Origin of the sequence: Polaromonas sp. (assembly GCF_012927415.1) — a bacterium.
GTDB lineage: Bacteria > Pseudomonadota > Gammaproteobacteria > Burkholderiales > Burkholderiaceae_C > Polaromonas.
Window position 1 is genome coordinate 1 of the sequence record NZ_JABBPF010000057.1, and the last position, 18,467, is coordinate 18,467.

21 protein-coding genes and 2 pseudogenes are annotated in these 18,467 nt (G+C 58.4%); 5 read left to right on the forward strand and 18 right to left on the reverse strand.

Translation table 11 applies throughout. The features are described from left to right. Positions 1-22: 22 nt before the first annotated feature. The 8 genes from rplR to HHJ19_RS05960 form a co-directional block, all read right to left on the reverse strand. Positions 23-388, reverse strand: coding sequence for a 50S ribosomal protein L18 (rplR, locus tag HHJ19_RS05925; protein ID WP_296904943.1), 366 nt, complete (start codon positions 386-388; stop codon positions 23-25). Positions 389-399: 11 nt separating this feature from the next. After that, a complete protein-coding gene (rplF, locus tag HHJ19_RS05930) occupies positions 400-933 on the reverse strand; it encodes a 50S ribosomal protein L6 (RefSeq protein WP_296904945.1) in 534 nt (177 codons plus the stop codon). 24 nt (positions 934-957) lie between these two features. Continuing rightward, a complete protein-coding gene (gene rpsH, locus HHJ19_RS05935; protein WP_296904947.1) occupies positions 958-1,353 on the reverse strand; it encodes a 30S ribosomal protein S8 in 396 nt (131 codons plus the stop codon). An 18-nt stretch (positions 1,354-1,371) separates the two neighbouring features. Beyond that, positions 1,372-1,677, reverse strand: a complete 306-nt coding sequence (gene rpsN, locus HHJ19_RS05940; RefSeq protein WP_011799762.1) for a 30S ribosomal protein S14 — start codon at positions 1,675-1,677, stop codon at positions 1,372-1,374. Positions 1,678-1,685: 8 nt separating this feature from the next. Next, positions 1,686-2,258: a 50S ribosomal protein L5 gene (gene rplE / locus HHJ19_RS05945; protein WP_296904950.1), complete on the reverse strand. Its 573-nt coding sequence runs from the start codon at positions 2,256-2,258 to the stop codon at positions 1,686-1,688. Between the two features lie 2 nt (positions 2,259-2,260). Beyond that, a complete protein-coding gene (rplX, locus tag HHJ19_RS05950; RefSeq protein ID WP_296904952.1) occupies positions 2,261-2,581 on the reverse strand; it encodes a 50S ribosomal protein L24 in 321 nt (106 codons plus the stop codon). A 12-nt stretch (positions 2,582-2,593) separates the two neighbouring features. Further along, the gene (gene rplN / locus HHJ19_RS05955) at positions 2,594-2,962 is read right to left on the reverse strand and encodes a 50S ribosomal protein L14 (protein ID WP_007869247.1); all 369 of its coding nucleotides are present in this window, start codon (positions 2,960-2,962) and stop codon (positions 2,594-2,596) included. Positions 2,963-3,385: 423 nt separating this feature from the next. Next, positions 3,386-4,972, reverse strand: coding sequence for a glycerol-3-phosphate dehydrogenase/oxidase (locus HHJ19_RS05960; protein ID WP_296904954.1), 1,587 nt, complete (start codon positions 4,970-4,972; stop codon positions 3,386-3,388). Between the two features lie 104 nt (positions 4,973-5,076). Between HHJ19_RS05960 and HHJ19_RS05965 the strand changes: the two genes are divergently transcribed. Beyond that, entirely contained in the window at positions 5,077-5,463 is a 387-nt protein-coding gene (locus HHJ19_RS05965; RefSeq protein ID WP_296904956.1) for a tetratricopeptide repeat protein, read from the forward strand. A gap of 1 nt (position 5,464) precedes the next feature. Here HHJ19_RS05965 and HHJ19_RS05970 read toward each other — a convergent pair whose 3' ends face one another. The 3 genes and pseudogenes from HHJ19_RS05970 to HHJ19_RS05980 all read right to left on the reverse strand — a co-directional run bounded on the left by HHJ19_RS05970 (position 5,465) and on the right by HHJ19_RS05980 (position 7,897). Then, complete coding sequence (locus tag HHJ19_RS05970) at positions 5,465-6,001, reverse strand: hypothetical protein (RefSeq protein ID WP_296904958.1); 537 nt, start codon at positions 5,999-6,001, stop codon at positions 5,465-5,467. A 76-nt stretch (positions 6,002-6,077) separates the two neighbouring features. Continuing rightward, a pseudogene (locus HHJ19_RS05975) lies at positions 6,078-6,824 on the reverse strand (ABC transporter ATP-binding protein); the annotation flags it as partial. A gap of 2 nt (positions 6,825-6,826) precedes the next feature. After that, entirely contained in the window at positions 6,827-7,897 is a 1,071-nt protein-coding gene (locus HHJ19_RS05980; protein ID WP_296904960.1) for an ABC transporter ATP-binding protein, read from the reverse strand. Positions 7,898-8,140: 243 nt separating this feature from the next. Here HHJ19_RS05980 and HHJ19_RS05985 point away from each other — a divergent pair, with 243 nt between their 5' ends. The 4 genes from HHJ19_RS05985 to HHJ19_RS06000 all read left to right on the forward strand — a co-directional run bounded on the left by HHJ19_RS05985 (position 8,141) and on the right by HHJ19_RS06000 (position 11,901). After that, positions 8,141-8,908, forward strand: a complete 768-nt coding sequence (locus tag HHJ19_RS05985) for a DeoR/GlpR family DNA-binding transcription regulator (RefSeq protein WP_296904962.1) — start codon at positions 8,141-8,143, stop codon at positions 8,906-8,908. Between the two features lie 62 nt (positions 8,909-8,970). Further along, positions 8,971-10,464 carry a glycerol kinase GlpK gene (glpK, locus tag HHJ19_RS05990; RefSeq protein ID WP_296904964.1) on the forward strand — a complete coding sequence of 498 codons (1,494 nt, stop codon included), beginning with the start codon at positions 8,971-8,973 and terminating at the stop codon, positions 10,462-10,464. A gap of 89 nt (positions 10,465-10,553) precedes the next feature. Then, positions 10,554-11,393 (forward strand): pyrroline-5-carboxylate reductase, encoded by an 840-nt coding sequence (gene proC / locus HHJ19_RS05995; protein WP_296904966.1) that lies wholly within the window; start codon positions 10,554-10,556, stop codon positions 11,391-11,393. Between the two features lie 352 nt (positions 11,394-11,745). Then, positions 11,746-11,901, forward strand: coding sequence for a hypothetical protein (locus tag HHJ19_RS06000; protein WP_296904968.1), 156 nt, complete (start codon positions 11,746-11,748; stop codon positions 11,899-11,901). Between the two features lie 133 nt (positions 11,902-12,034). On the opposite strand, the gene ubiA is transcribed toward HHJ19_RS06000, so the two are convergent. The 7 genes and pseudogenes from ubiA to HHJ19_RS06030 all read right to left on the reverse strand — a co-directional run bounded on the left by ubiA (position 12,035) and on the right by HHJ19_RS06030 (position 18,398). Next, the gene (gene ubiA / locus HHJ19_RS06005) at positions 12,035-12,907 is read right to left on the reverse strand and encodes a 4-hydroxybenzoate octaprenyltransferase (RefSeq protein ID WP_296904970.1); all 873 of its coding nucleotides are present in this window, start codon (positions 12,905-12,907) and stop codon (positions 12,035-12,037) included. Between the two features lie 41 nt (positions 12,908-12,948). Continuing rightward, positions 12,949-13,470 (reverse strand): Dps family protein, encoded by a 522-nt coding sequence (locus HHJ19_RS06010; RefSeq protein WP_296904972.1) that lies wholly within the window; start codon positions 13,468-13,470, stop codon positions 12,949-12,951. Positions 13,471-13,602: 132 nt separating this feature from the next. Next, entirely contained in the window at positions 13,603-14,586 is a 984-nt protein-coding gene (locus tag HHJ19_RS06015; protein WP_296904974.1) for a LysR substrate-binding domain-containing protein, read from the reverse strand. A gap of 267 nt (positions 14,587-14,853) precedes the next feature. Beyond that, positions 14,854-16,785, reverse strand: coding sequence for a TOMM precursor leader peptide-binding protein (locus HHJ19_RS06020; RefSeq protein WP_296904976.1), 1,932 nt, complete (start codon positions 16,783-16,785; stop codon positions 14,854-14,856). Positions 16,786-16,872: 87 nt separating this feature from the next. After that, positions 16,873-17,103, reverse strand: a pseudogene (locus HHJ19_RS18010) (hypothetical protein); the annotation flags it as partial. A gap of 235 nt (positions 17,104-17,338) precedes the next feature. Beyond that, positions 17,339-17,755 (reverse strand): NHLP leader peptide family RiPP precursor, encoded by a 417-nt coding sequence (locus tag HHJ19_RS06025; RefSeq protein ID WP_366929385.1) that lies wholly within the window; start codon positions 17,753-17,755, stop codon positions 17,339-17,341. A 73-nt stretch (positions 17,756-17,828) separates the two neighbouring features. Then, the gene (locus HHJ19_RS06030; protein WP_296904977.1) at positions 17,829-18,398 is read right to left on the reverse strand and encodes an anti-sigma factor; all 570 of its coding nucleotides are present in this window, start codon (positions 18,396-18,398) and stop codon (positions 17,829-17,831) included. Positions 18,399-18,467: the final 69 nt, after the last annotated feature.

Here is an 18,467-nt window from a genome sequence, read left to right on the forward strand (position 1 = left end):
GCCATACTTAATTCCAGTCTGCTTAGAACTGCAAACCAGCTTCGCGAGCCGCATCAGCCAGCGCTTTGACGCGGCCATGGTACGCAAAACCGGCGCGATCAAACGCCACTTTTTCTACACCCACTGCTTTTGCCTTCTCGGCAATACGCTTGCCAATGGCTTGCGCAGCAGCAACATTTCCACCCTTGCCCGACCCGCCGATTTCCTTGCGCACTTCCACTTCAGCAGTGGATGCGGACGCCAGAACTTTGGTGCCGTCGCCAGAAATAACACTGGCGTAGATATGCAGATTGGTGCGATTCACGGACAGACGGGCAACGCCTTGGTTGGCAATGCGGATGCGGGTCTGGCGGGAACGACGAAGACGCTGCTCTTTTTTGGTTAACATAATGCAGCTCCTTATTTCTTCTTGGTTTCTTTGATGGTGATTTTTTCATCCGAATAACGGATGCCCTTGCCCTTGTAAGGCTCAGGAGGACGAACTGCGCGTACTTCAGCGGCAATCTGGCCTACACGTTGACGGTCGGAGCCCTTGATGACCACCTCGGTGGGCGTCGGGGTTGAGACCGTGATGCCCGCTGGCATAGCCATCACCACAGGGTGGGAATAGCCTACCGTCAGATTCAGCTTGTCGCCTTGAGCCTGGGCTTTAAACCCCACACCAACCAGGTTCAGTTTTTTCTCAAAACCCTTGGTGACGCCAACCACCATGTTGTTCACGAGCTGACGCATCGTGCCGCTCATGGCATTGGCTTGGCGAGACTCATTGGCTGGCACAAAAGTCAGCTTGCCGTCTTCACTCTTGATGACGACATGTGCATTTTTTGTCAGCGCCAAGGCACCGAGGGCGCCCTTGACATTGATCTGGTCTTCTTTGATTGCGACGTCCACACCCTGAGGGATGGCGATCGGCATTTTTGCTACTCGGGACATTTCAGTTACTCCTCAATGCCGCCGTTAGGCCACGTAGCACAACACTTCACCACCGATACCGGTAGCGCGTGCTTTGCGATCAGTCATGACACCTTGAGGCGTTGTGACAATTGCCACGCCAAGGCCGTTCATGACCTGAGGAATGGAGCCATGGCCCTTGTACACACGAAGACCAGGGCGACTGACGCGCTCGATGCGCTCAATCACGGGCTTGCCTGCGTAATACTTCAGGGCGATTTCCAGCTGGGGCTTGCCATCGTTAGCCTTGACGGAGAAGCCGTCGATATAGCCCTCATCCTTCAAAACCTGTGCAATGGCGACTTTGACTTTCGACGACGGCACTAGCACAACGGCCTTTTCAACCATTTGCGCGTTACGAATGCGTGTCAACATGTCGGCGATAGGATCACTCATACTCATCTGGGGTTCTCCTATTGCTTACCAGCTTGCCTTGGTGATACCAGGGATATCACCAGCAAAAGCCAATTCGCGAATTTTGGCGCGAGCCAAACCGAATTGACGGAACGTACCGCGCGGGCGACCCGTAATGGCACAGCGATTACGCTGGCGCGTCGGGTTTGCGTTGCGGGGCAACTTTTGCAGCTCAAGACGGGCCAGCGCGCGCTCGTCATCGGTGCGCTTGAAATCATTGGCGATTGCCTTGAATTCAGCGTGCTTCTTGGCAAACTTGGCGACAAGCTTGTCGCGCTTCAGTTCACGTTGCAGTAATGCTTGTTTTGCCATATCCCGCCTCAGTTCTTGAACGGAAAACGGAAGGCGGTGAGAAGTGCTTTGCACTCTTCATCGGTCTTGGCCGTCGTGGTAATGCTGATATTGAGGCCGCGCAAGGCGTCAACCTTGTCGTATTCAATTTCAGGGAAAATAATCTGCTCTTTAACGCCGATGTTGTAGTTGCCGCGGCCATCAAAGGCCCGACCCGAAATACCGCGAAAGTCACGGACACGGGGCAACGCCACCGTCACGAAACGATCGAGAAATTCATACATCTGCACGCCGCGCAGCGTCACCATGCAGCCAATCGGCAGATCTTCGCGAATCTTGAATCCGGCGATGGCTTTCTTGGCCTTGGTCACCACAGGCTTCTGGCCTGCAATCTTGGCCATGTCGGCCACGGCGTTATCCATGACCTTCTTATCGGCGACGGCCTCACTCACACCCATATTGAGTGTGATCTTGGTGATGCGCGGCACCTGCATGGGCGTCGTGTAGCCGAACTTTTCTATCAAGGCCGGTGCGATTTTTTCGCGAAATTGCGCCTGCAGGCGAGCCTGCGAGGGTGCTTTGGTCGGTGCTGTTTTTGCCATGCTCATGCAGCCTTAATTTCGTCGCCACTGGACTTGAAGACGCGCACTTTTTTGCCGTCAGCCAACAACTTGATGCCCACGCGATCCGCTTTGCCCGAAGCCGCATTAAAAATGGCTACATTGGACTGGTGAATCGGCATGCTTTTTTCAACAATGCCACCCGTGGCGCCTTTAAGCGGATTGGGCTTGGTGTGTTTTTTCACCAAGTTAATCCCGTCCACCAGCACATGGCTGTCGTCAACGCGCAAGGAAATCGTGCCGCGCTTGCCTTTGTCGCGACCCGTGATCACGATGATCTCGTCGCCTTTGCGAATCTTGTTCATTGCCTTTGGTCCTTACAGAACTTCAGGAGCCAGAGACACGATCTTCATGAACTTTTCAGTGCGCAACTCACGCGTCACTGGTCCGAAGATGCGGGTGCCGATGGGCTCCAGTTTGGCATTCAGCAGCACTGCTGCATTGCCGTCGAATTTGACGAGCGAGCCGTCTCCGCGGCGGATGCCTTTGGCGGTGCGAACGACCACAGCACTGTAAACCTCGCCTTTTTTGACGCGGCCACGCGGAGCGGCTTCTTTAATACTCACCTTGATGACGTCACCAACGCTGGCGTACCGGCGCTTGGATCCGCCCAGCACTTTGATGCACATCACGGATTTAGCACCCGTGTTGTCAGCAACATCGAGTTTGGATTGCGTTTGAATCATTTAAATATAGTCCCAACTTGCACCAGCATCAGCAGTACGCATGCCAAATGCATGCAAACCACCCACCAATCAGTCTTGGGCCCGTCGTCCACAATGCAAACCACTTGCAATGCTTCCGTTAGGCAGAATTCCCCGCCTTTGACGGCGAAGCCCACGATTATCATCCAATCCGATAGTAGAGTCAACTAACCCAGTAAAAATATTTCTACTGCCAATCGCAAAAATGCCCCGCTTCGACCCCGAGAACTTCGGTCGTCGACATCAGGGAAGCTAAAAGCCCTTCGCTTATGTCACTAGACAATGGGTCAAATACGCAGCAGGTCCAGTATTTATGGATCTTTAATGCTATTTTAACAATAGCATTACCCGGTTCCGGTCTGCCTGTTTCAGTCGAGATCGATGCATCCGGCAGAGGCCAGCCGCTCAGGCCGGCAAACTGAGGTATTGCCCGCAAAGCGCAAGAAAAGGCGCTAGTTGCGGGTTTGTACAGTTTTCCTGTTGCAACACGGCGGCCACTTCCGGGGCCAGTTCACGGGCCAATGCAGCATCCAGAAATAACAGGCGTGAGCGCCGGGCCAGTAGATCTTCCACGGTACGGGCGTATTCGTATCGGGCGCCGAACCGCACCATAGCTTCCGTCAAACCGCCGCCCAGTTCCCGATCGGCCCCTGACAATGCCCGCACTGCGTCGGCTTCGCTGCCGTAAAGATGCAACCCGGGCGGATCGCTTATTTTGACGGACGACGCGCGCGCGCCGACCAGCTTGAGATGGTCGGTCGGTATGCCCTTGCGCGGTGCAAGCAAGTTTGCGGAAAAACATTTATCCAGCACGTCCTCCGCCATCGCGCGGTAAGTTGTCCATTTGCCACCGGTCACGGTGACCAGGCCACTTTTACTGACCAGCACGGTGTGCTCGCGCGAGAGCGCCCGAGTGTTGCCGGCATCCTCGTCTGCCGGTTTCACCAGCGGCCGCAATCCAACCCAGATGCTCCTGATATCGGCTGGACCAGGCGCCCGGCTCAGGTAGCGAGCCGACTCGCGCAGGATGAAATCCACTTCCCTTCGGAACGGCAACGGCTCGCGCGCCAGATCGCGGCGCGGCGTATCGGTGGTACCCAGGATGGTCTTGCCTAGCCAAGGCACGGCAAACAGCACCCGGCCATCGGCCGTTTTAGGAATCAGCAGAGCATGGTCGGTGGGCAGGAACTCGCGGTCGACCACGATATGAACGCCTTGACTGGGGGCGACCATCGGCTTGGTTTCGCGGCCAATCGCCTGGCCATCCTGCAGGCGCAACCGGTCAACCCAGACCCCGGTGGCATTGACCACGCAGCCCGCACGCAACTCATGGGTATGACCTGTTTCCTGGTCTTCCACCCACAGGCCGACGACCTTTCCGTCTTCGTGGATCAGCCGGGTGGCGGCGCAGTAATTCACCAGCAGCGCACCGTGCCGGGCTGCCGTACGCGCCAGCGCCAGCGCCAGCCGGGCGTCGTCAAACTGGCCGTCCCAGTACTTGACGCCGCCTTTCAATCCTTGTGGCTGGAGCGTCGGCAGGTGCGCCAGGGTTTCGGCACGGTTCATGAATTCGGTATTACCCAGTCCGTCTTTTCCAGCCAGCGCGTCATAGATCTTGAGACCCACGCCATAAAACGGCGCTTCCCAAAATTTGTAGGAAGGCATGACAAACGGCAGCGGCTGTGCCAGGTGCGGTGCGTTGGCCAGCAGAGTGGAACGCTCATGCAAAGCTTCACGCACCAGCGAAATGTTACCTTGGGCCAGATAACGAACCCCGCCATGCACCAGCTTGGTAGCGCGTGACGACGTACCCTTTGCAAAGTCATGCGATTCGACCAGCACGACGGAAAAACCGCGTGCTGCGGCATCAAGCGCTACGCCCAAACCAGTCGCTCCACCTCCAATAACAACAATGTCGTAAAGATGCGGCCGTGCAAGCGCGTCTATTAAGTCTTTGCGCCTTGTCGGCGAAGGTAGAAATTCAGTCGCCATAAAATTTATATCCTGTTTCCATAAAAGCATCTTTAACAATTTTCATTGCTGGCTGGGAGCGCGCTCACCAATTGGAACCCGAGCGTCCCGGAATCTGCCTGACCTTGGGCACGTTGCAGCGTCAATACGGGCAGTTGCAGGCAGCCTCGCAGATGCTGGAGCAAGCTGCCGGGCTCGCGCCGGATCACGCCGATACATGGTTTGAGCTGGCATTGGTACGACAGGACCTGCGCGATCTGGACGGTGCCACGCGAGCATTGCGCAGGGTGTTGCAGCTGATGCCCAACCGCGCCGACGCGCAGGTGAACCTGGGTATTGTTCTGCAGGACAGCGGCCATATCGACGAAGCGATGCGCGCCTATGGGCGCGCATACCGCTTGCACCAAGACAACTTCGGTCGTATTGCCCACGCGCTTGGAGCGGCAAGCGAAGGCCGAATATGGCTGGACCTGAACGGGCTGCGCGTTGCGCTTCAAAGCTCTCACGATTAGCTCAAGGCGCGCCGCGCTTGCTACGATGTTGGCGACGGTACACCCCTGGTCCATTCATGATCTGCGTAGCCAATTCGTCGTATCGGCGTATCCGCGCTTCTGACATCGCTTCGCATACCAACATGGGGATCTCGCGTGAGACCGGATAGCACTGCGCAATCGGCATGCCGCGAGGTAGCACGCCGCTAAAATTCGAGTCGTTCCAGGTAGCGGGAAAGTTAATGCCAACGTCATTGAATTGGTCTGCATCAACCACCCCGCTAATCAGCCGGAACGGTAAATCATCGCGATTAATCGGCTGCACCGCCATCAAAGACCAGCCTGGATCAAGTTCGATAGTCCAGAAGCTGTGGAACTTCAAGATTGAACGGTGCCCATGCGCTAACGGTGAGTCTGCTACCTGTTCCGGTACATGAAAGCTCAGCGGCGCACGGGGATGGCCAGGCACCGCCATCGCGGCTAACGGCCAGGCCCAACTGAACTGCCCGGCACTTACGGTGATATCGCAAGGCAGCAATATGACAAACCCGTGGGTCATCGCATCAACGAAAGGCGGGCATTGCTTGACCGTGCTGATGCTGCGCTGGCGCACCGCCGACGGTACGCCGGGCGCCAGGCAAAAATTTCATACCGGGCGAGCCGATGAAATGGCCGACGAAGGTATGCCGCGGCCGTTCAAACAACGCATCGGCAGAGCCGGTTTGCACGGCACGACCCTGAGTCATGACCACCACTTCGTCAGCAAAAGTCAATGCTTCGACCTGGTCATGCGTCACATAGATCAGGGTGAGCCTGAGTTCGCGGTGAATCTGCTTGAGATTGCGCCGCAGCTGCCACTTCAGGTGCGGGTCGATCACCGTCAGCGGCTCGTCGAACAGGACTGCCGACACGTCGGGCCGCACCAGCCCCCGGCCTGGCGATATTTTCTGCTTGGCATCGGCCGCCAGGCCGGAAGCCCGTTGATTGATCAGACCGCGCCTGTCCAGCATATCGGCAATTTCACCCACGCGTTTTTTAATCTGGTCCTCGGGGACCTTGCGGTTGCGCAGTGGAAACGCCAGGTTCTCGGCCACGGTCATGGTGTCGTAGATCACCGGAAACTGAAACACCTGCGCAATGTTGCGTTGTTGCGGTGTGGCCGGGGTCATGTCAACGCCGTCAAACCTGACGCTGCCCTGTGACGGCGCCACCAGACCTGAAATGATGTTGAGCAAGGTGGTCTTGCCGCAGCCCGAGGGACCGAGCAGCGCATAGGCACCGCCATCGCGATAGGTCATCTTCAAAGGCAGCAGCGCATAGTCACTGTCCTGCCTGGGGTTGGGCCTGTAGGCATGGGCCAGGTCAAGTTCAATGCGGGCCATCCTCAATGCCCTCCCTTTCGTGCCGATGCCACCAGCAGATTGCCGGCGGCATCGAACAGATAAACGTGTGCGGGATCAAGGTAAAGCGTGAGCGGCGCGCCCAGCTCAAAGTAATGCACGCCCGTCAGCTGGGCGACCAGTTCACCGACGGCTGTTGCGACATGCACATAGGTCTCGGAGCCAGAAATCTCGGCCAACTCGACCGTGCCAGCCAAAGGCACACCTCCCGCGCGGGCGTCGACCCGAATCGAACTGCCCCGAATACCGACCGTGAGCGAAGCCAGGCTCTGGAGCGAGGCAGGCGGCAACGCCATCTCAAGATCAGGACCGCCGGCGAGCCGCACGCCATGCGCCGCCGGCAGGGCAGCGATCAGGTTCATCGGCGGATCGCTAAAGGCTCGGGCAACGCGGAGTGAGCAGGGAGAGTGAAACACCTCAGCGGTAGCGCCGTACTGCAGCAGCTCGCCCCGGTCCAGCACCGCGGTGTAGCCCCCCAGCAGCAATGCTTCGCCAGGCTCGGTGGTGGCATAGATCACGGTCGAATCGCCGGCGGTGAACAGTTGCGTCAACTTTTCCCGCAGCTCCTCGCGCAGCTTGTAATCCAGGTTGACCAGCGGCTCATCAAGCAGCATCAGCGGCGCGCCTTTCGCCAGCGCCACGCGCTGCTGCTGGCCACCCGACAGCTCGGCTGGGTAGCGATCCAGAAACATCTCGATATGCAGGCGCGCCGCCAGGTTGCGCACGGTTTCGTCAATGTTCTTTTCGCCGCGCAGCTTCAGGGGCGAGGCGATGTTGTCGGCCACCCTCATCGAAGGGTAGTTGATAAACTGCTGGTAGACCATGGCGACATTGCGCTCGCGCACCGCCGTTCCGGTGACATTCATCCCATCCACCAACACCTTCCCCTGCGTCGGCACATCCAGCCCGGCCATGATGCGCATGCGACTGGTCTTGCCGGCCTGGGTGGCGCCCAGCAGTACCGTGACTTCGCCTGTGCGCGGCGCCAGGCTCATGGTGTGGAGCCATTGCTCGGGCCCGACTTTTTTACTGATCTCATCGAGCGCCAGCTGCATCAAGTGGCTCCAGCACGATGAAACACCACGCGAGAGACCACATTCCGCCGTTTTACCGGCAAGAAAAAATTAACGCGGGGTGGTTGGACAGTGAATAACAAAAACACTCCTTGGGCGGCATTGTTGTTGTTCGAATATGTTTTATTTTCTTCTTTTTTGTCCTTTTAAACCAATAGTTTTCCCTTATTCTTTTCCTTTTATTTCGATATAAAGTCGTTTTAATTCTTGGCCTCTCTAAATTTTGTGAACTCCAACCCCCGGCAAATCAAACTCCTTGAAGTCGTGCGCACCCACGGCTCGGCATCGGTCGAGCAGCTGGCCGATCAGCTGGAGGTGACGCTGCAAACGGTTCGGCGCGATGTTCAGCGTCTGGCTGACGCCGGGCTGCTGACCCGCTTCCACGGCGGCGTGCGGGTGCCCAGTTCCACCGTCGAGAACCTTGCGCACCAGCAGCGCGAAAGCCTGAACGCCGAAGGCAAAGCGCGCATTGCACGCGCTGTGGCAAATCAGGTGCCCAACGGCTGCTCGCTGATCCTCAACATTGGCACCACCACCGAGGCGATTGCCAAAGCCCTGCTACGCCATAAGGGGCTGCGGGTCATTACCAACAACATCAACGTGGCGGCCATCCTGTGCGACAACCCAGACTGCGAGGTGATCGTCGCCGGCGGTGTGGTCCGGCCGCGCGACCGCGGCATTGTGGGCGAGGCGGCGGTCGATTTCATTCGCCAGTTCAAGGTAGACATTGCACTGATCGGCATTTCCGGCATTGAAGCTGACGGCTCGCTGCGCGACTTCGACTACCGCGAGGTCAAGGTGGCGCAGACCATCATTGCGCATGCCCGCGAGGTCTGGCTGGCCGCCGATGGCAGCAAGTTCAACCGGCCGGCCATGGTCGAGCTGGCCCGGCTGCCTCAGATCGACCGGCTTTTCACCGATCAGCCGCCACCCGAGCCTTTTCCCGCCCTGCTCGCCGAATCCGGCGTCCGCTGCGACATCGCACTGGACTGACGTCAGCGCCAACGCCAACGCGAGTTCCCGGCCTTCCCCGCGATTTTTTTACCTTTTATGCCATGACCTATCTGCTCGCACTCGACCAGGGCACCTCCAGTTCCCGCAGCATTGTCTTTGATGAAGACGGCCGTATCGTGGCGCAGGCCCAGCAGGAATTGCCGCAAATATTCCCCCGGCCCGGCTGGGTCGAGCACGACCCGATGGAAATCTGGCGCGGCCAGCTGGCCACCGCCCGCCAGGCCCTCGGCATGGCGGGGCTGAAGGCGAGCGAGATTCGCGCCGTCGGCATCACCAACCAGCGAGAAACCACCGTCGTCTGGCATCGCAAGACCGGCCAGCCGCTTCATCATGCCATCGTCTGGCAGGACCGGCGGGCTGAAGCCACCTGTGCCCAGTTGCGCGAGCAGGGCCATGAGGCGCTGATCCAGTCCAGAACCGGCCTGCTGATCGACGCCTATTTCTCCGGCACCAAGCTGAAATGGCTGCTCGATCATGTGCCCGGCGCCCGGGCGCAGGCCGATCGCGGCGAGCTCGCCTTTGGCACCATCGACAGCTGGCTGATCTGGCAGCTGACCGGCGGCGCGGTGCATGCCACGGATGTCAGCAACGCGTCGCGCAGCATGTTGTTCAATGTGCACACCAACCAGTGGGATGACGAACTGCTGGCGCTGCTGGACATACCCGCATCGCTCATGCCAATAGTCAAGCCGTCCAGCGCCCACTTCGGCGAAATCAGGCCCGATCTGCTGGGCCACGGCATCGCCATTGGCGGCGTTGCCGGTGACCAGCAAAGCGCGCTGTTTGGCCAAGCCTGCTTCAAGGCCGGCATGGCCAAGAACACCTATGGCACTGGCTGCTTCATGCTGATGCATACCGGCAACCAGTTCCAGCTGTCGCGCAACGGCCTGCTTACTACCAGTGCTGCGCAAACCACCGCGCAAACCGAATTTGCCATGGAAGGCAGCGTATTTGTCGGCGGCGCCGTGGTGCAGTGGCTGCGCGACGGCTTGAATGCCATCAAGGGCAGCGCCGAAGTTGAGGCGCTGGCCCAAAGCGTGCCCGACTCGGGCGGCGTGATGATGGTGCCGGCCTTTACCGGCTTGGGCGCGCCCTACTGGAAACCGGAGGCCCGCGGCACTATCACGGGCCTGACACGCGGCACCACGGTGGCCCAAGTGGCGCGCGCGGCGCTGGAAAGCATTGCTTACCAGAGCGCGGCGTTGCTGCTGGCCATGAGCCGCGATGCGGTCGCCGCCGGCGCCGCGCCCGTGGCCGAACTGCGGGTCGATGGCGGCGCCTGCGTCAACGATCTGCTGATGCGGTTCCAGGCCGACCTGCTGGGCATCCCGGTGATCCGGCCGGCGGTGACTGAAACGACTGCGCTAGGCGCAGCATATCTGGCGGGACTGTCCAGCGGCGTGTATCGCAATACCGACGAGTTAGCCAATTTGTGGCAGGCCGAACGCACCTTCATGCCGACGCTCGGCGCCGAACGCGCCGCTGGCCTGATGGCGCAATGGGAGCATGCCGTGCGGCAGACGGTGCTCAAGTAAACCGGCATACTGCCCAGCAGCCTCGGCGGCAATCCGTTGCCGGATGCAGGTTTTCAAAACCCGCCGGATTTTCATCACACACCAGGACCATGAACTCCAAAACCCCAGACAGCAATATTGAACACGTCGCCTTCATAGGTGGCGGCAACATGGCCAGCGCCATCATTGGCGGGCTGCTCAAACGCGGTATGGCCGCCAGCCAGATTCAAGTGGTCGAGCCTTTTGCCGAACAGCAGGCCAGACTTACGCAGCAGTTCCAGGTGGCCGTAAGCGCCTCTCCCGATGCGTCGCTGGCTCGCGCCAGCCTGGTCGTCTGGGCCATCAAGCCGCAAACTTTCAGGGAAGCTGCGGGGCAGGCCAGCGCGCATGTCCGGACGGCCCTGCACCTGAGCGTGGCCGCTGGCATCCGTTCCGACAGCATTGCCCGCTGGCTGTCCACCGAGCGCGTGGTGCGCGCCATGCCCAATACGCCGGCGCTGGTTGGTTTGGGTATGACCGCCCTCTTTGCCCGCCCAGCCGCGACGCCGGCAGACCGGCAAACCGTGGAGCGGGTGGTCCAGACCACGGGCGACTATCTTTGGCTGCGCCAGGAAGAACAGCTCGATGCCGTAACCGCCCTGTCGGGCTCGGGCCCGGCCTATGTGTTTTACTTCCTTGAAGCCATGATCCAGGCCGGTACCGACATGGGTTTGAGCCGCGAACAAGCCCACCAACTGGCGGTCGGGACTTTTGTCGGCGCCTCGGCGCTGGCCCGGCAGTCCGAAGAGCCGCCCGAAGTGCTGCGCGCCCGTGTGACGTCCAAAGGCGGCACGACTTACGCAGCCCTCACGCGCATGGACCAAGACGGCGTGCAGCAGCATTTCATCAGCGCCATTCACGCAGCCCGCCAGCGCGCCAGTGAGCTGGGAGATGAATTCGGCACCACTTAAGATTTTCATTGAAAACAATCGCTTGTTCAATGAGTACTGCTGGTTATAGCTATGCTTTTAATAGCGTCTGATTCCCTTTTCACTGCCACCCTCGATCGTTCGCAAATGTTTTTTTCACGCTTGAAAGAGTCAGTCAACCGACTCCCGCGCCCGGGCGTTAACAAATCACGAACGTGACGCCTGGAGCCAGCCACACCGCTGGGAAACTTGGCAGCATGCGCGTAGGTACTTTTCCAACACTCCGGAGTTCGTCATGAAAAAATTTCTGTCCATCCTCGCCAGCGCCGCTGTTCTCGCCATGCCTTTGGCCGTGATCTCCACTCCAGCGGCCGCCCAGACCCCCGCCGCACCAATGGCCGCACCTGCCGCACCTGCCGCAGCGCCAATGGCAGCACCTGCCGAAAAAGCTGCAACACCGGTCAAAGCAAAATCCAAGGCAAAAGCCAAAGCAAAATCCAGGTCAAAAGCCAAAATGGCTAAAAAAGCGGCTCCTGCCGCTGCAAAGTAAGCTGATCTACACTTCATTGGCCTGGCTCCGCCAGCCGGTTGAGATTCAAAAAGCCCGCGTTACGCGGGCTTTTTTTTGGGCGTGACTATGGCTGGCAAGCAGCTGCCAGCCTGCTGCACAGCGCTCACTCTCGTCAACGCCCCCAGTAAGACAGGAAAATGCCCACGAATACCGTGAAACCCAGCCAGTGATTGAGGCGAAAGGCCTTGAAGCAATCATCGCGCGCCCGTCGGCGGATCAGCCAGCCATGCCACAGCGCCTGCAGCAAAGCCACAAAAAATGCTATCAAATAAATAGCTGACGGCAACCGATATGCAAGGACGAGAGCCCAAATGGACAGAAAAACCAGGTAAAAGAGCATGATCCCGGCTACGTCAAAGCGCCCGAGCGTGATGGCAGACGTTTTCATGCCGATCCGCAGGTCGTCGTCACGGTCCACCATGGCGTATTCAGTGTCATAAGCGAGCACCCAGAACAGGTTGCCCAGCAACAAAATCCAGGCCAGCAAGGGCACACGGGACTGAACTGCAGCAAAAGCCATGGGAATTCCAAAGCTGAAAGCCACGCCGAGCACTGCCTGCGGCATGGCGACATAACGCTTGGCAAACGGGTAAATCAGCGTGACCAGCAGCGCGGCAAACGACCAGGCGATGGTGACCGCGTTGGTGGACAGAACCAGACCAAAGGCCAGCAACGCCAGCAGCGCTCCCAAGCCCAGTGCAGCCCTCACTGACAACGCACCGCTGGTGACGGGCCGCCGGGCAGTGCGCATGACGTGGCGATCAAACTCCCGGTCGGCTACATCGTTGACGCAGCAGCCCGCGCTGCGCATCAAAAAAGTTCCCAGCGTAAACACCGCCACCAGGCGCCAGCCAGGAAAACCATGCGAAGCGACCCACAAGGCCGACAGGGTCGGCCACAGCAGTAACAGCCAGCCGGCCGGCCGGTCCCAGCGGATCAATTCAAGGTAGAGCGAAAGTTTGCGCTTGGCGTCGGCGACATTCATCGTCAAAAAAATCAGGCAGGGCCAAGGCTAAATCGGGGTATTCAGTCTTCGAGCAGGGAGCGCAGCATCCAGGCGGCTTGTTCGTGCACCGTCAGGCGCTGGGTCAGCAGGTCTGCCGTCGGCTGGTCATTGGCCTTGTCGGCCAGCGGAAATAAACCGCGCGCGGTGCGCGCCACGGCTTCATGGCCCTGCACCAGGATGCGCACCATTTCAAGCGCCTTCGGCGGCGTCGCGGGGACGTCCGGTACCGAAGCCAGCTGGCTGAACTGCGCGTAGGAACCGGGGGCCGGATGCCCCAGCGCGCGAATTCGCTCGGCCACCGGGTCCACCGCATTCCACAGCTCGGTGTACTGCGTCATGAACATGGTGTGCAGGGCGTTGAACATCGGCCCCGTCACATTCCAGTGAAAGTTGTGCGTCGTAAGGTACAGCGTATAAGTGTCGGCGAGCAGGCGGCTGAGCCCCTGGGCAATGGCTGCACGGTCTTTTTCGTTGATGCCGATGTTGATGGCGGGCGCCGATGAGGCAGGTGAAACTGAGGATGGGACAGAAGTTTGCGTCATGATTTTCCTTTCAGGAATTGGGTTGGACAGTATGCACTTTACGGAGTCAAGCCGGATGCAACAACAGCGCGCCGCTATCCGCCTCACCGCCTCCCGCGCGAGGCCAATGCGATGGCGCGCTCATTGACCTCCTCACGACAGGCGCGAGACGCCTGGCAGTTCGCAGGCGTAGATCGCGTTGCGCAGCGCGGCGATGGCTTCGTAACGTGTAAAACTGCGGCGCCAGGCCAGCACCACGCGCCGGGTCGGCACATGGCCTTCAAAGGGCAGGTATTTGATGAACGAGGCTTGACCGGCGACTGAATCGTCTTTGCCGGTGCTGCCTTTTTTTGCCGCTGATTGTTCCGCGAGCGCTTCTTTCGGAACGCCCAGGCGCGGCACCAGCGTGATACCCATGCCGGCGGCCACCATGTGCTTGATCGTTTCCAGCGACGATCCTTCAAAGCTCTTGCTGATGCCCTCGGCACTGCTGGAGAAACGCGCAAACTCGGGGCAGACTTCCAGCACATGGTCCCGAAAGCAGTGGCCGGTGCCCAGCAACAGCATGGTTTCCTTTTTCAGCTCTTCGGCCGTTACACTGTTGCGCGCGGCGAGCGGGTGACTACCTGGAACTGCCGCCATGAAAGGCTCGTCGTAAAGTGGGGCAATCGCTAGATTGGCGTCGGGAAAGGGTTCGGCCAGAATCGCGCAATCAATTTCACCCGTGCGCAACTCCTCGAGCAGCTTGACGGTAAAGTTTTCCTGCAATATCAGCGGCATCTGAGGCGTATGCGCGATGATCTGGCGCACCAGATCGGGCAGCAGATAGGGACCTATTGTATAAATCAGGCCGAGCCGCAAGGCGCCAGCGAGCGGGTCTTTGCCGCGCCGGGCAATCTCGCGGATGTTGTCGGCCTGCTCCAGCACGCTTTGCGCTTGGCGCACGATTTCTTCGCCCAAGGGCGTGACGGTGATTTCGTTCGCATTGCGCTCAAACAGCTTGACCTGGAGTTCTTCCTCCAGTTTCTTGATCGCCACGCTGAGCGTGGGCTGCGAGACGTGGCAGGCCTCGGCACCCTTGCCAAAGTGCTTCTCTCGCGCCACGGCGACGATGTATTTGAGTTCGGTCAGCGTCATGGGGTGATTGTGCGGCTTTTCTCTAAGTGATGACTGACCGAAACGGATGAGGGCGCATGCAGTTCTGCCGCATTCCTCTTTGCTGAAGTCAAATTCAGCTAACCCCTGCATCTTTCATCAATTGGAAAAATAACGCTGAGCCATCAAAACAAATTCCAGAAATTTCTTTCAACTCCCCAACAACGGGCCAGCTAACCCGGCGCCAACTAGGCGGCGCAAGGCACAACTCTCAAGGGTACACAGACTGCTTTGGGAGTGGGCATCTACCTAAAAGAAAACCGGAATCGGGTTCAGCTCATCTTCGCGCAGCGCTTGTGGCAGCCAGCCCATCTTGACAGGCACGTCATACAGGCGCCCTGGTGCAAAACGCGCCCAGAAATGCCGCAAGCCCGGCACCACCACCTTAACCACTGGCATCTTCACATCCGCGCGGGTTTGATCCAGAACCAGCATCTCCATGCCTTGCGCCTCAATGATGCTGCGGCAGTGACCAATGTCCTGCAGGAAGTCGCCGCTGTGCTGAACTGGATGATCGGTAAAACGCGTGAATGGCTGAGCGGGGTCGCCCACCAAATAAGGTTGATTGCTCACGGTCGCGTGCCGCAACCACGCCAGGGTTTCGTGATCCTCGATCGATAGCTCACCACCTTCGCCGGTATGCGCCATACCCAGCATCTGGTTCATTTCCGCAAAAGCGCGCTGCAAGGCGATGCGTGCATCTAGGTGACAGCCCAAGCCGACCACGATATGTTCTTCCTTGCCCTCCATCCGTTTTGAGACAGCTACGAATACCGGAATTCCCAAATCGGTGGTCAGGTCCAGGGCCCACATTTCGCGTTGGTAGTGCTGGCGATAGTGATCTGCAAGCACCAGAAGATACGGCTCCCCAAAAGTGTCGACCGCCACCGCGGGTTTAAGCAACCGGTTGTACCACCACATGGCCACGGCATCGCGCTCCACCAATTCAAAAAAGCCTTGCAGGATCGCTTCTTCCAGCGTGTTACCTGACGCGTTACCGTTCGAACATCCCATGGAGTAGAAAGATTTATCCGTTTCAGTAGCAGAGGCGCGGAAATACACCAATTGTGTAGGAAGATATTTATGGCGCTGTGCTGTCAATGACCACAAAGGGGTCCAGTCAATCGGCGTCGACGCAGTTAACGGCGCAGGTACCTTATTAAAGTGTGAGATTTTCTGATTTAATATATCCCGGTTTGAATACTGCCACTCGCTGTATCGCATGACGTCATTGGGATGAATGGCTTCACCGTCGGGCCAGTCCTGGAATGCTCGCGTGACCCGCATTTCACCGCCGGTCAATTCACCGCTGTATCGCTCGACCGCTTCACACAGCGCACTCACCTTGGCCTGTACTTCCGACACACCCTTCCCTGCGCTGGCAGTGCGCAAGCCCTGTTTCAAGTGAACAAGCCGATCCATTTTGATGGCGTTGTTATGCCCCGCCATATAGACGTGAGCCAGCCCCTCGTCCCGGCGTACCGGTGCCAGCATCCGCACTACGCCCGTGATGGGGCTGACCAAGTGCAAGTATTTCTGCAGCGTCTTTTCCGGGGGAACGCTGCGGTGCCCACCATCGCGTACAAAGTTGGCCTTGCCCGGTTCCAGCAGCAGGGGCCGCATCTCCGGTATTTCCACGGTTCCGCAGGCTGGGCAATGTGGATGACGTACCAGCACATGGGTCTGCGACGCATACGTTGGCCAATCGAGGCTCAGCACCTTGCCGGTGAGTTCAGTGTCCGCGCCAGACAGAAACTGCGCTGCAGCGACGGCGGCCATCTGGCACGCAGCAGCCTGTGTCGCAGGCAGAGCACCCAGCGCCGTCAAAGGCGGCCTACCCAGGCTATTTTTTTCCGCCGCAAACCGGTGCACTGCCCGATTGCGCATGAGGCGTTGGCTGAGGCACGCCCAGCATCCCGTTTCACCTGGCTGAAACAGCGGGCCCAGCCATAATTCGCGCCCGGTCGAGCGCACCAGAAGCCACGGACGATTGGCCTGTAGCGCCACCGCGTTGATTGCCGCCAGTTCATCCCGCAAATAATCATCCGTCAGCACCAACTGCAGGTCGGCGCCATCGAGCGGGCCGACGGCGACACCCATGGCCTTGAGCGCCGGCACCATGGCCGTACCATCGGCTCCTCCAACGATCTGGACCGATACGCGCTTGCTGCGCAATGCCACCAATACAGCGTCAACCTCGACCCCCGAGCCATGCCAAAACGCTGCCGCATCCCTCGGCATGTCCGGCATGGACTCAACGAGGTAGCCCTTGGCTTGCATGTCATTGAGCACGTAATACACCTTGGCAGCATGAACCTGTCCCGCCAGCACATCCACGATCTCGTCTGCACTGCGCTGTCCATCAATCAAAGTGACAACCTTTTCATAGGTGCTGCCGTGCAATGCTTTTGCGGCCTCTTCAGACAGGATTAGCACTCCTTCCCCGGGGATAATTTCCACATGCAGATGGGCTTTAAAGGAAATTTTCTTGTTCAACATAGGGCTCTAACAATTGAAAGCACAACACCCTGGTTGGCTGCCAGGCATCCAGAAACAAACGGCCGCAGATCAACGTCAGAAAATGCCAGTGCACGTGCACGTGCAACATTCCTGCATTTCCCGCAGAGAAAAATGGGAACAATCCAATCGCTGCGTTAGCCATGCCCCTCGGCCGAAAGCAGGCTTATTGCTACTAAGCCGAGGGGGAAACTAAAAGCTTAAAAAGTTTTTACAGTTACAGGCAAGCGCAAAGCGGAACTGTGGTCATGCCCTGTGTCAGAGGGACACCGCAAAATACAGTGCCGATAGTGGACACAGTCAAACCGCCGAGGCAATTAGGGCCGCCGCCGCTCATGCAGAGAAAACCTCCGGCGACCGATTCCAGATCCTCATCTGACAGGTCCGTTGGTTTGGCTGGGATAACCAGATGAACTTCCTTATCGGTGTCCGCGACGGCCTTGACCGCCACATTAGCTGCGAACGTTACGCCCTCAGCCAGCAACGTTGCTTTCGGATCAGCCAGCAATTTTTGCTTGAAGGCTTCATCTTTCCAGCATTTCGCATAAATTTGGCCCATGCTTTTGGCCAGTTCTTCGTTGGTCATAGTGATTTCTTTCTGTGTTGAAAAGCAGCTCTTTTGCATGACCGTCATCACCCGAGCTGCAACAAGGTGAAAAGCGGGTTATGAGGTGAGTAACGAGTCCGTTTGAATTGTTCCAACATATTTAAACGGGCGGTTTGAACCAGTTCTGCAGTACATCGCCAAGGAAGGCATGCAAGGCCGCACTGTTAGGACCAACGCCAGCGACCACCATGTCCAGTTGCTCGTCGCTCAGATCGTCGTTAGCGGCCTGACGGGTATTGAGCAGATTGACCACTTCACCACTGCTGAAGCAATAGCCGCGCTGCCATCCCGCGCGCATGAACAAATCAACAAATAACGCCATGCTGGCTGCCGGCCGAAACAGGCTTTGTAAATTCTTGTCTTGCGCTACCCGCTGTGTGAATTGCAAAATCCCGCCGCAAGTGGCTTTTTCCACACCGATCTGCTTCATTACCTGCTGCGCAAAGTCTGCGGTGGGTGCAGTCTGCGCAGAACGCGTGTTTTGCAATGCCCTGAACAATTGGTCAACAGCAGCTACTTCGGCAGCTTGAACCCGGCAGGATGGGCAAGTTGCCAAATGAGACGCCAGACCGGCTTGATCCATGTCGGATAGTGCTTCGTCCAGCGCTGAACTGATGCGCAGCAGCATCTGCTCGCACGAACCACCGACTTCGGTTTTGCCAAGACTCAATTCAAACTCCAATCAACCTTACGCACCGCAAAAAACCTCTTGACCAGCAAGCGCTGCCAATAAGTAACG

Excerpts from the sequence above, each read along its gene's own strand:
- rplR (WP_296904943.1), bottom strand. The coding sequence starts at position 388 with ATGTTAACCAAAAAAGAGCAGCGTCTTCGTCGTTCCCGCCAGACCCGC.
- rplF (WP_296904945.1), bottom strand. The coding sequence starts at position 933 with ATGTCCCGAGTAGCAAAAATGCCGATCGCCATCCCTCAGGGTGTGGAC.
- rpsH (WP_296904947.1), bottom strand. The coding sequence starts at position 1,353 with ATGAGTATGAGTGATCCTATCGCCGACATGTTGACACGCATTCGTAAC.
- rpsN (WP_011799762.1), bottom strand. The coding sequence starts at position 1,677 with ATGGCAAAACAAGCATTACTGCAACGTGAACTGAAGCGCGACAAGCTT.
- rplE (WP_296904950.1), bottom strand. The coding sequence starts at position 2,258 with ATGGCAAAAACAGCACCGACCAAAGCACCCTCGCAGGCTCGCCTGCAG.
- rplX (WP_296904952.1), bottom strand. The coding sequence starts at position 2,581 with ATGAACAAGATTCGCAAAGGCGACGAGATCATCGTGATCACGGGTCGC.
- rplN (WP_007869247.1), bottom strand. The coding sequence starts at position 2,962 with ATGATTCAAACGCAATCCAAACTCGATGTTGCTGACAACACGGGTGCT.
- HHJ19_RS05960 (WP_296904954.1), bottom strand. The coding sequence starts at position 4,972 with ATGGCGACTGAATTTCTACCTTCGCCGACAAGGCGCAAAGACTTAATA.
- HHJ19_RS05970 (WP_296904958.1), bottom strand. The coding sequence starts at position 6,001 with ATGACCCACGGGTTTGTCATATTGCTGCCTTGCGATATCACCGTAAGT.
- HHJ19_RS05980 (WP_296904960.1), bottom strand. The coding sequence starts at position 7,897 with ATGCAGCTGGCGCTCGATGAGATCAGTAAAAAAGTCGGGCCCGAGCAA.
- glpK (WP_296904964.1), top strand. The coding sequence starts at position 8,971 with ATGACCTATCTGCTCGCACTCGACCAGGGCACCTCCAGTTCCCGCAGC.
- proC (WP_296904966.1), top strand. The coding sequence starts at position 10,554 with ATGAACTCCAAAACCCCAGACAGCAATATTGAACACGTCGCCTTCATA.
- HHJ19_RS06000 (WP_296904968.1), top strand. The coding sequence starts at position 11,746 with ATGGCCGCACCTGCCGCACCTGCCGCAGCGCCAATGGCAGCACCTGCC.
- ubiA (WP_296904970.1), bottom strand. The coding sequence starts at position 12,907 with ATGAATGTCGCCGACGCCAAGCGCAAACTTTCGCTCTACCTTGAATTG.
- HHJ19_RS06010 (WP_296904972.1), bottom strand. The coding sequence starts at position 13,470 with ATGACGCAAACTTCTGTCCCATCCTCAGTTTCACCTGCCTCATCGGCG.
- HHJ19_RS06015 (WP_296904974.1), bottom strand. The coding sequence starts at position 14,586 with ATGACGCTGACCGAACTCAAATACATCGTCGCCGTGGCGCGAGAGAAG.
- HHJ19_RS06025 (WP_366929385.1), bottom strand. The coding sequence starts at position 17,755 with ATGACGGTCATGCAAAAGAGCTGCTTTTCAACACAGAAAGAAATCACT.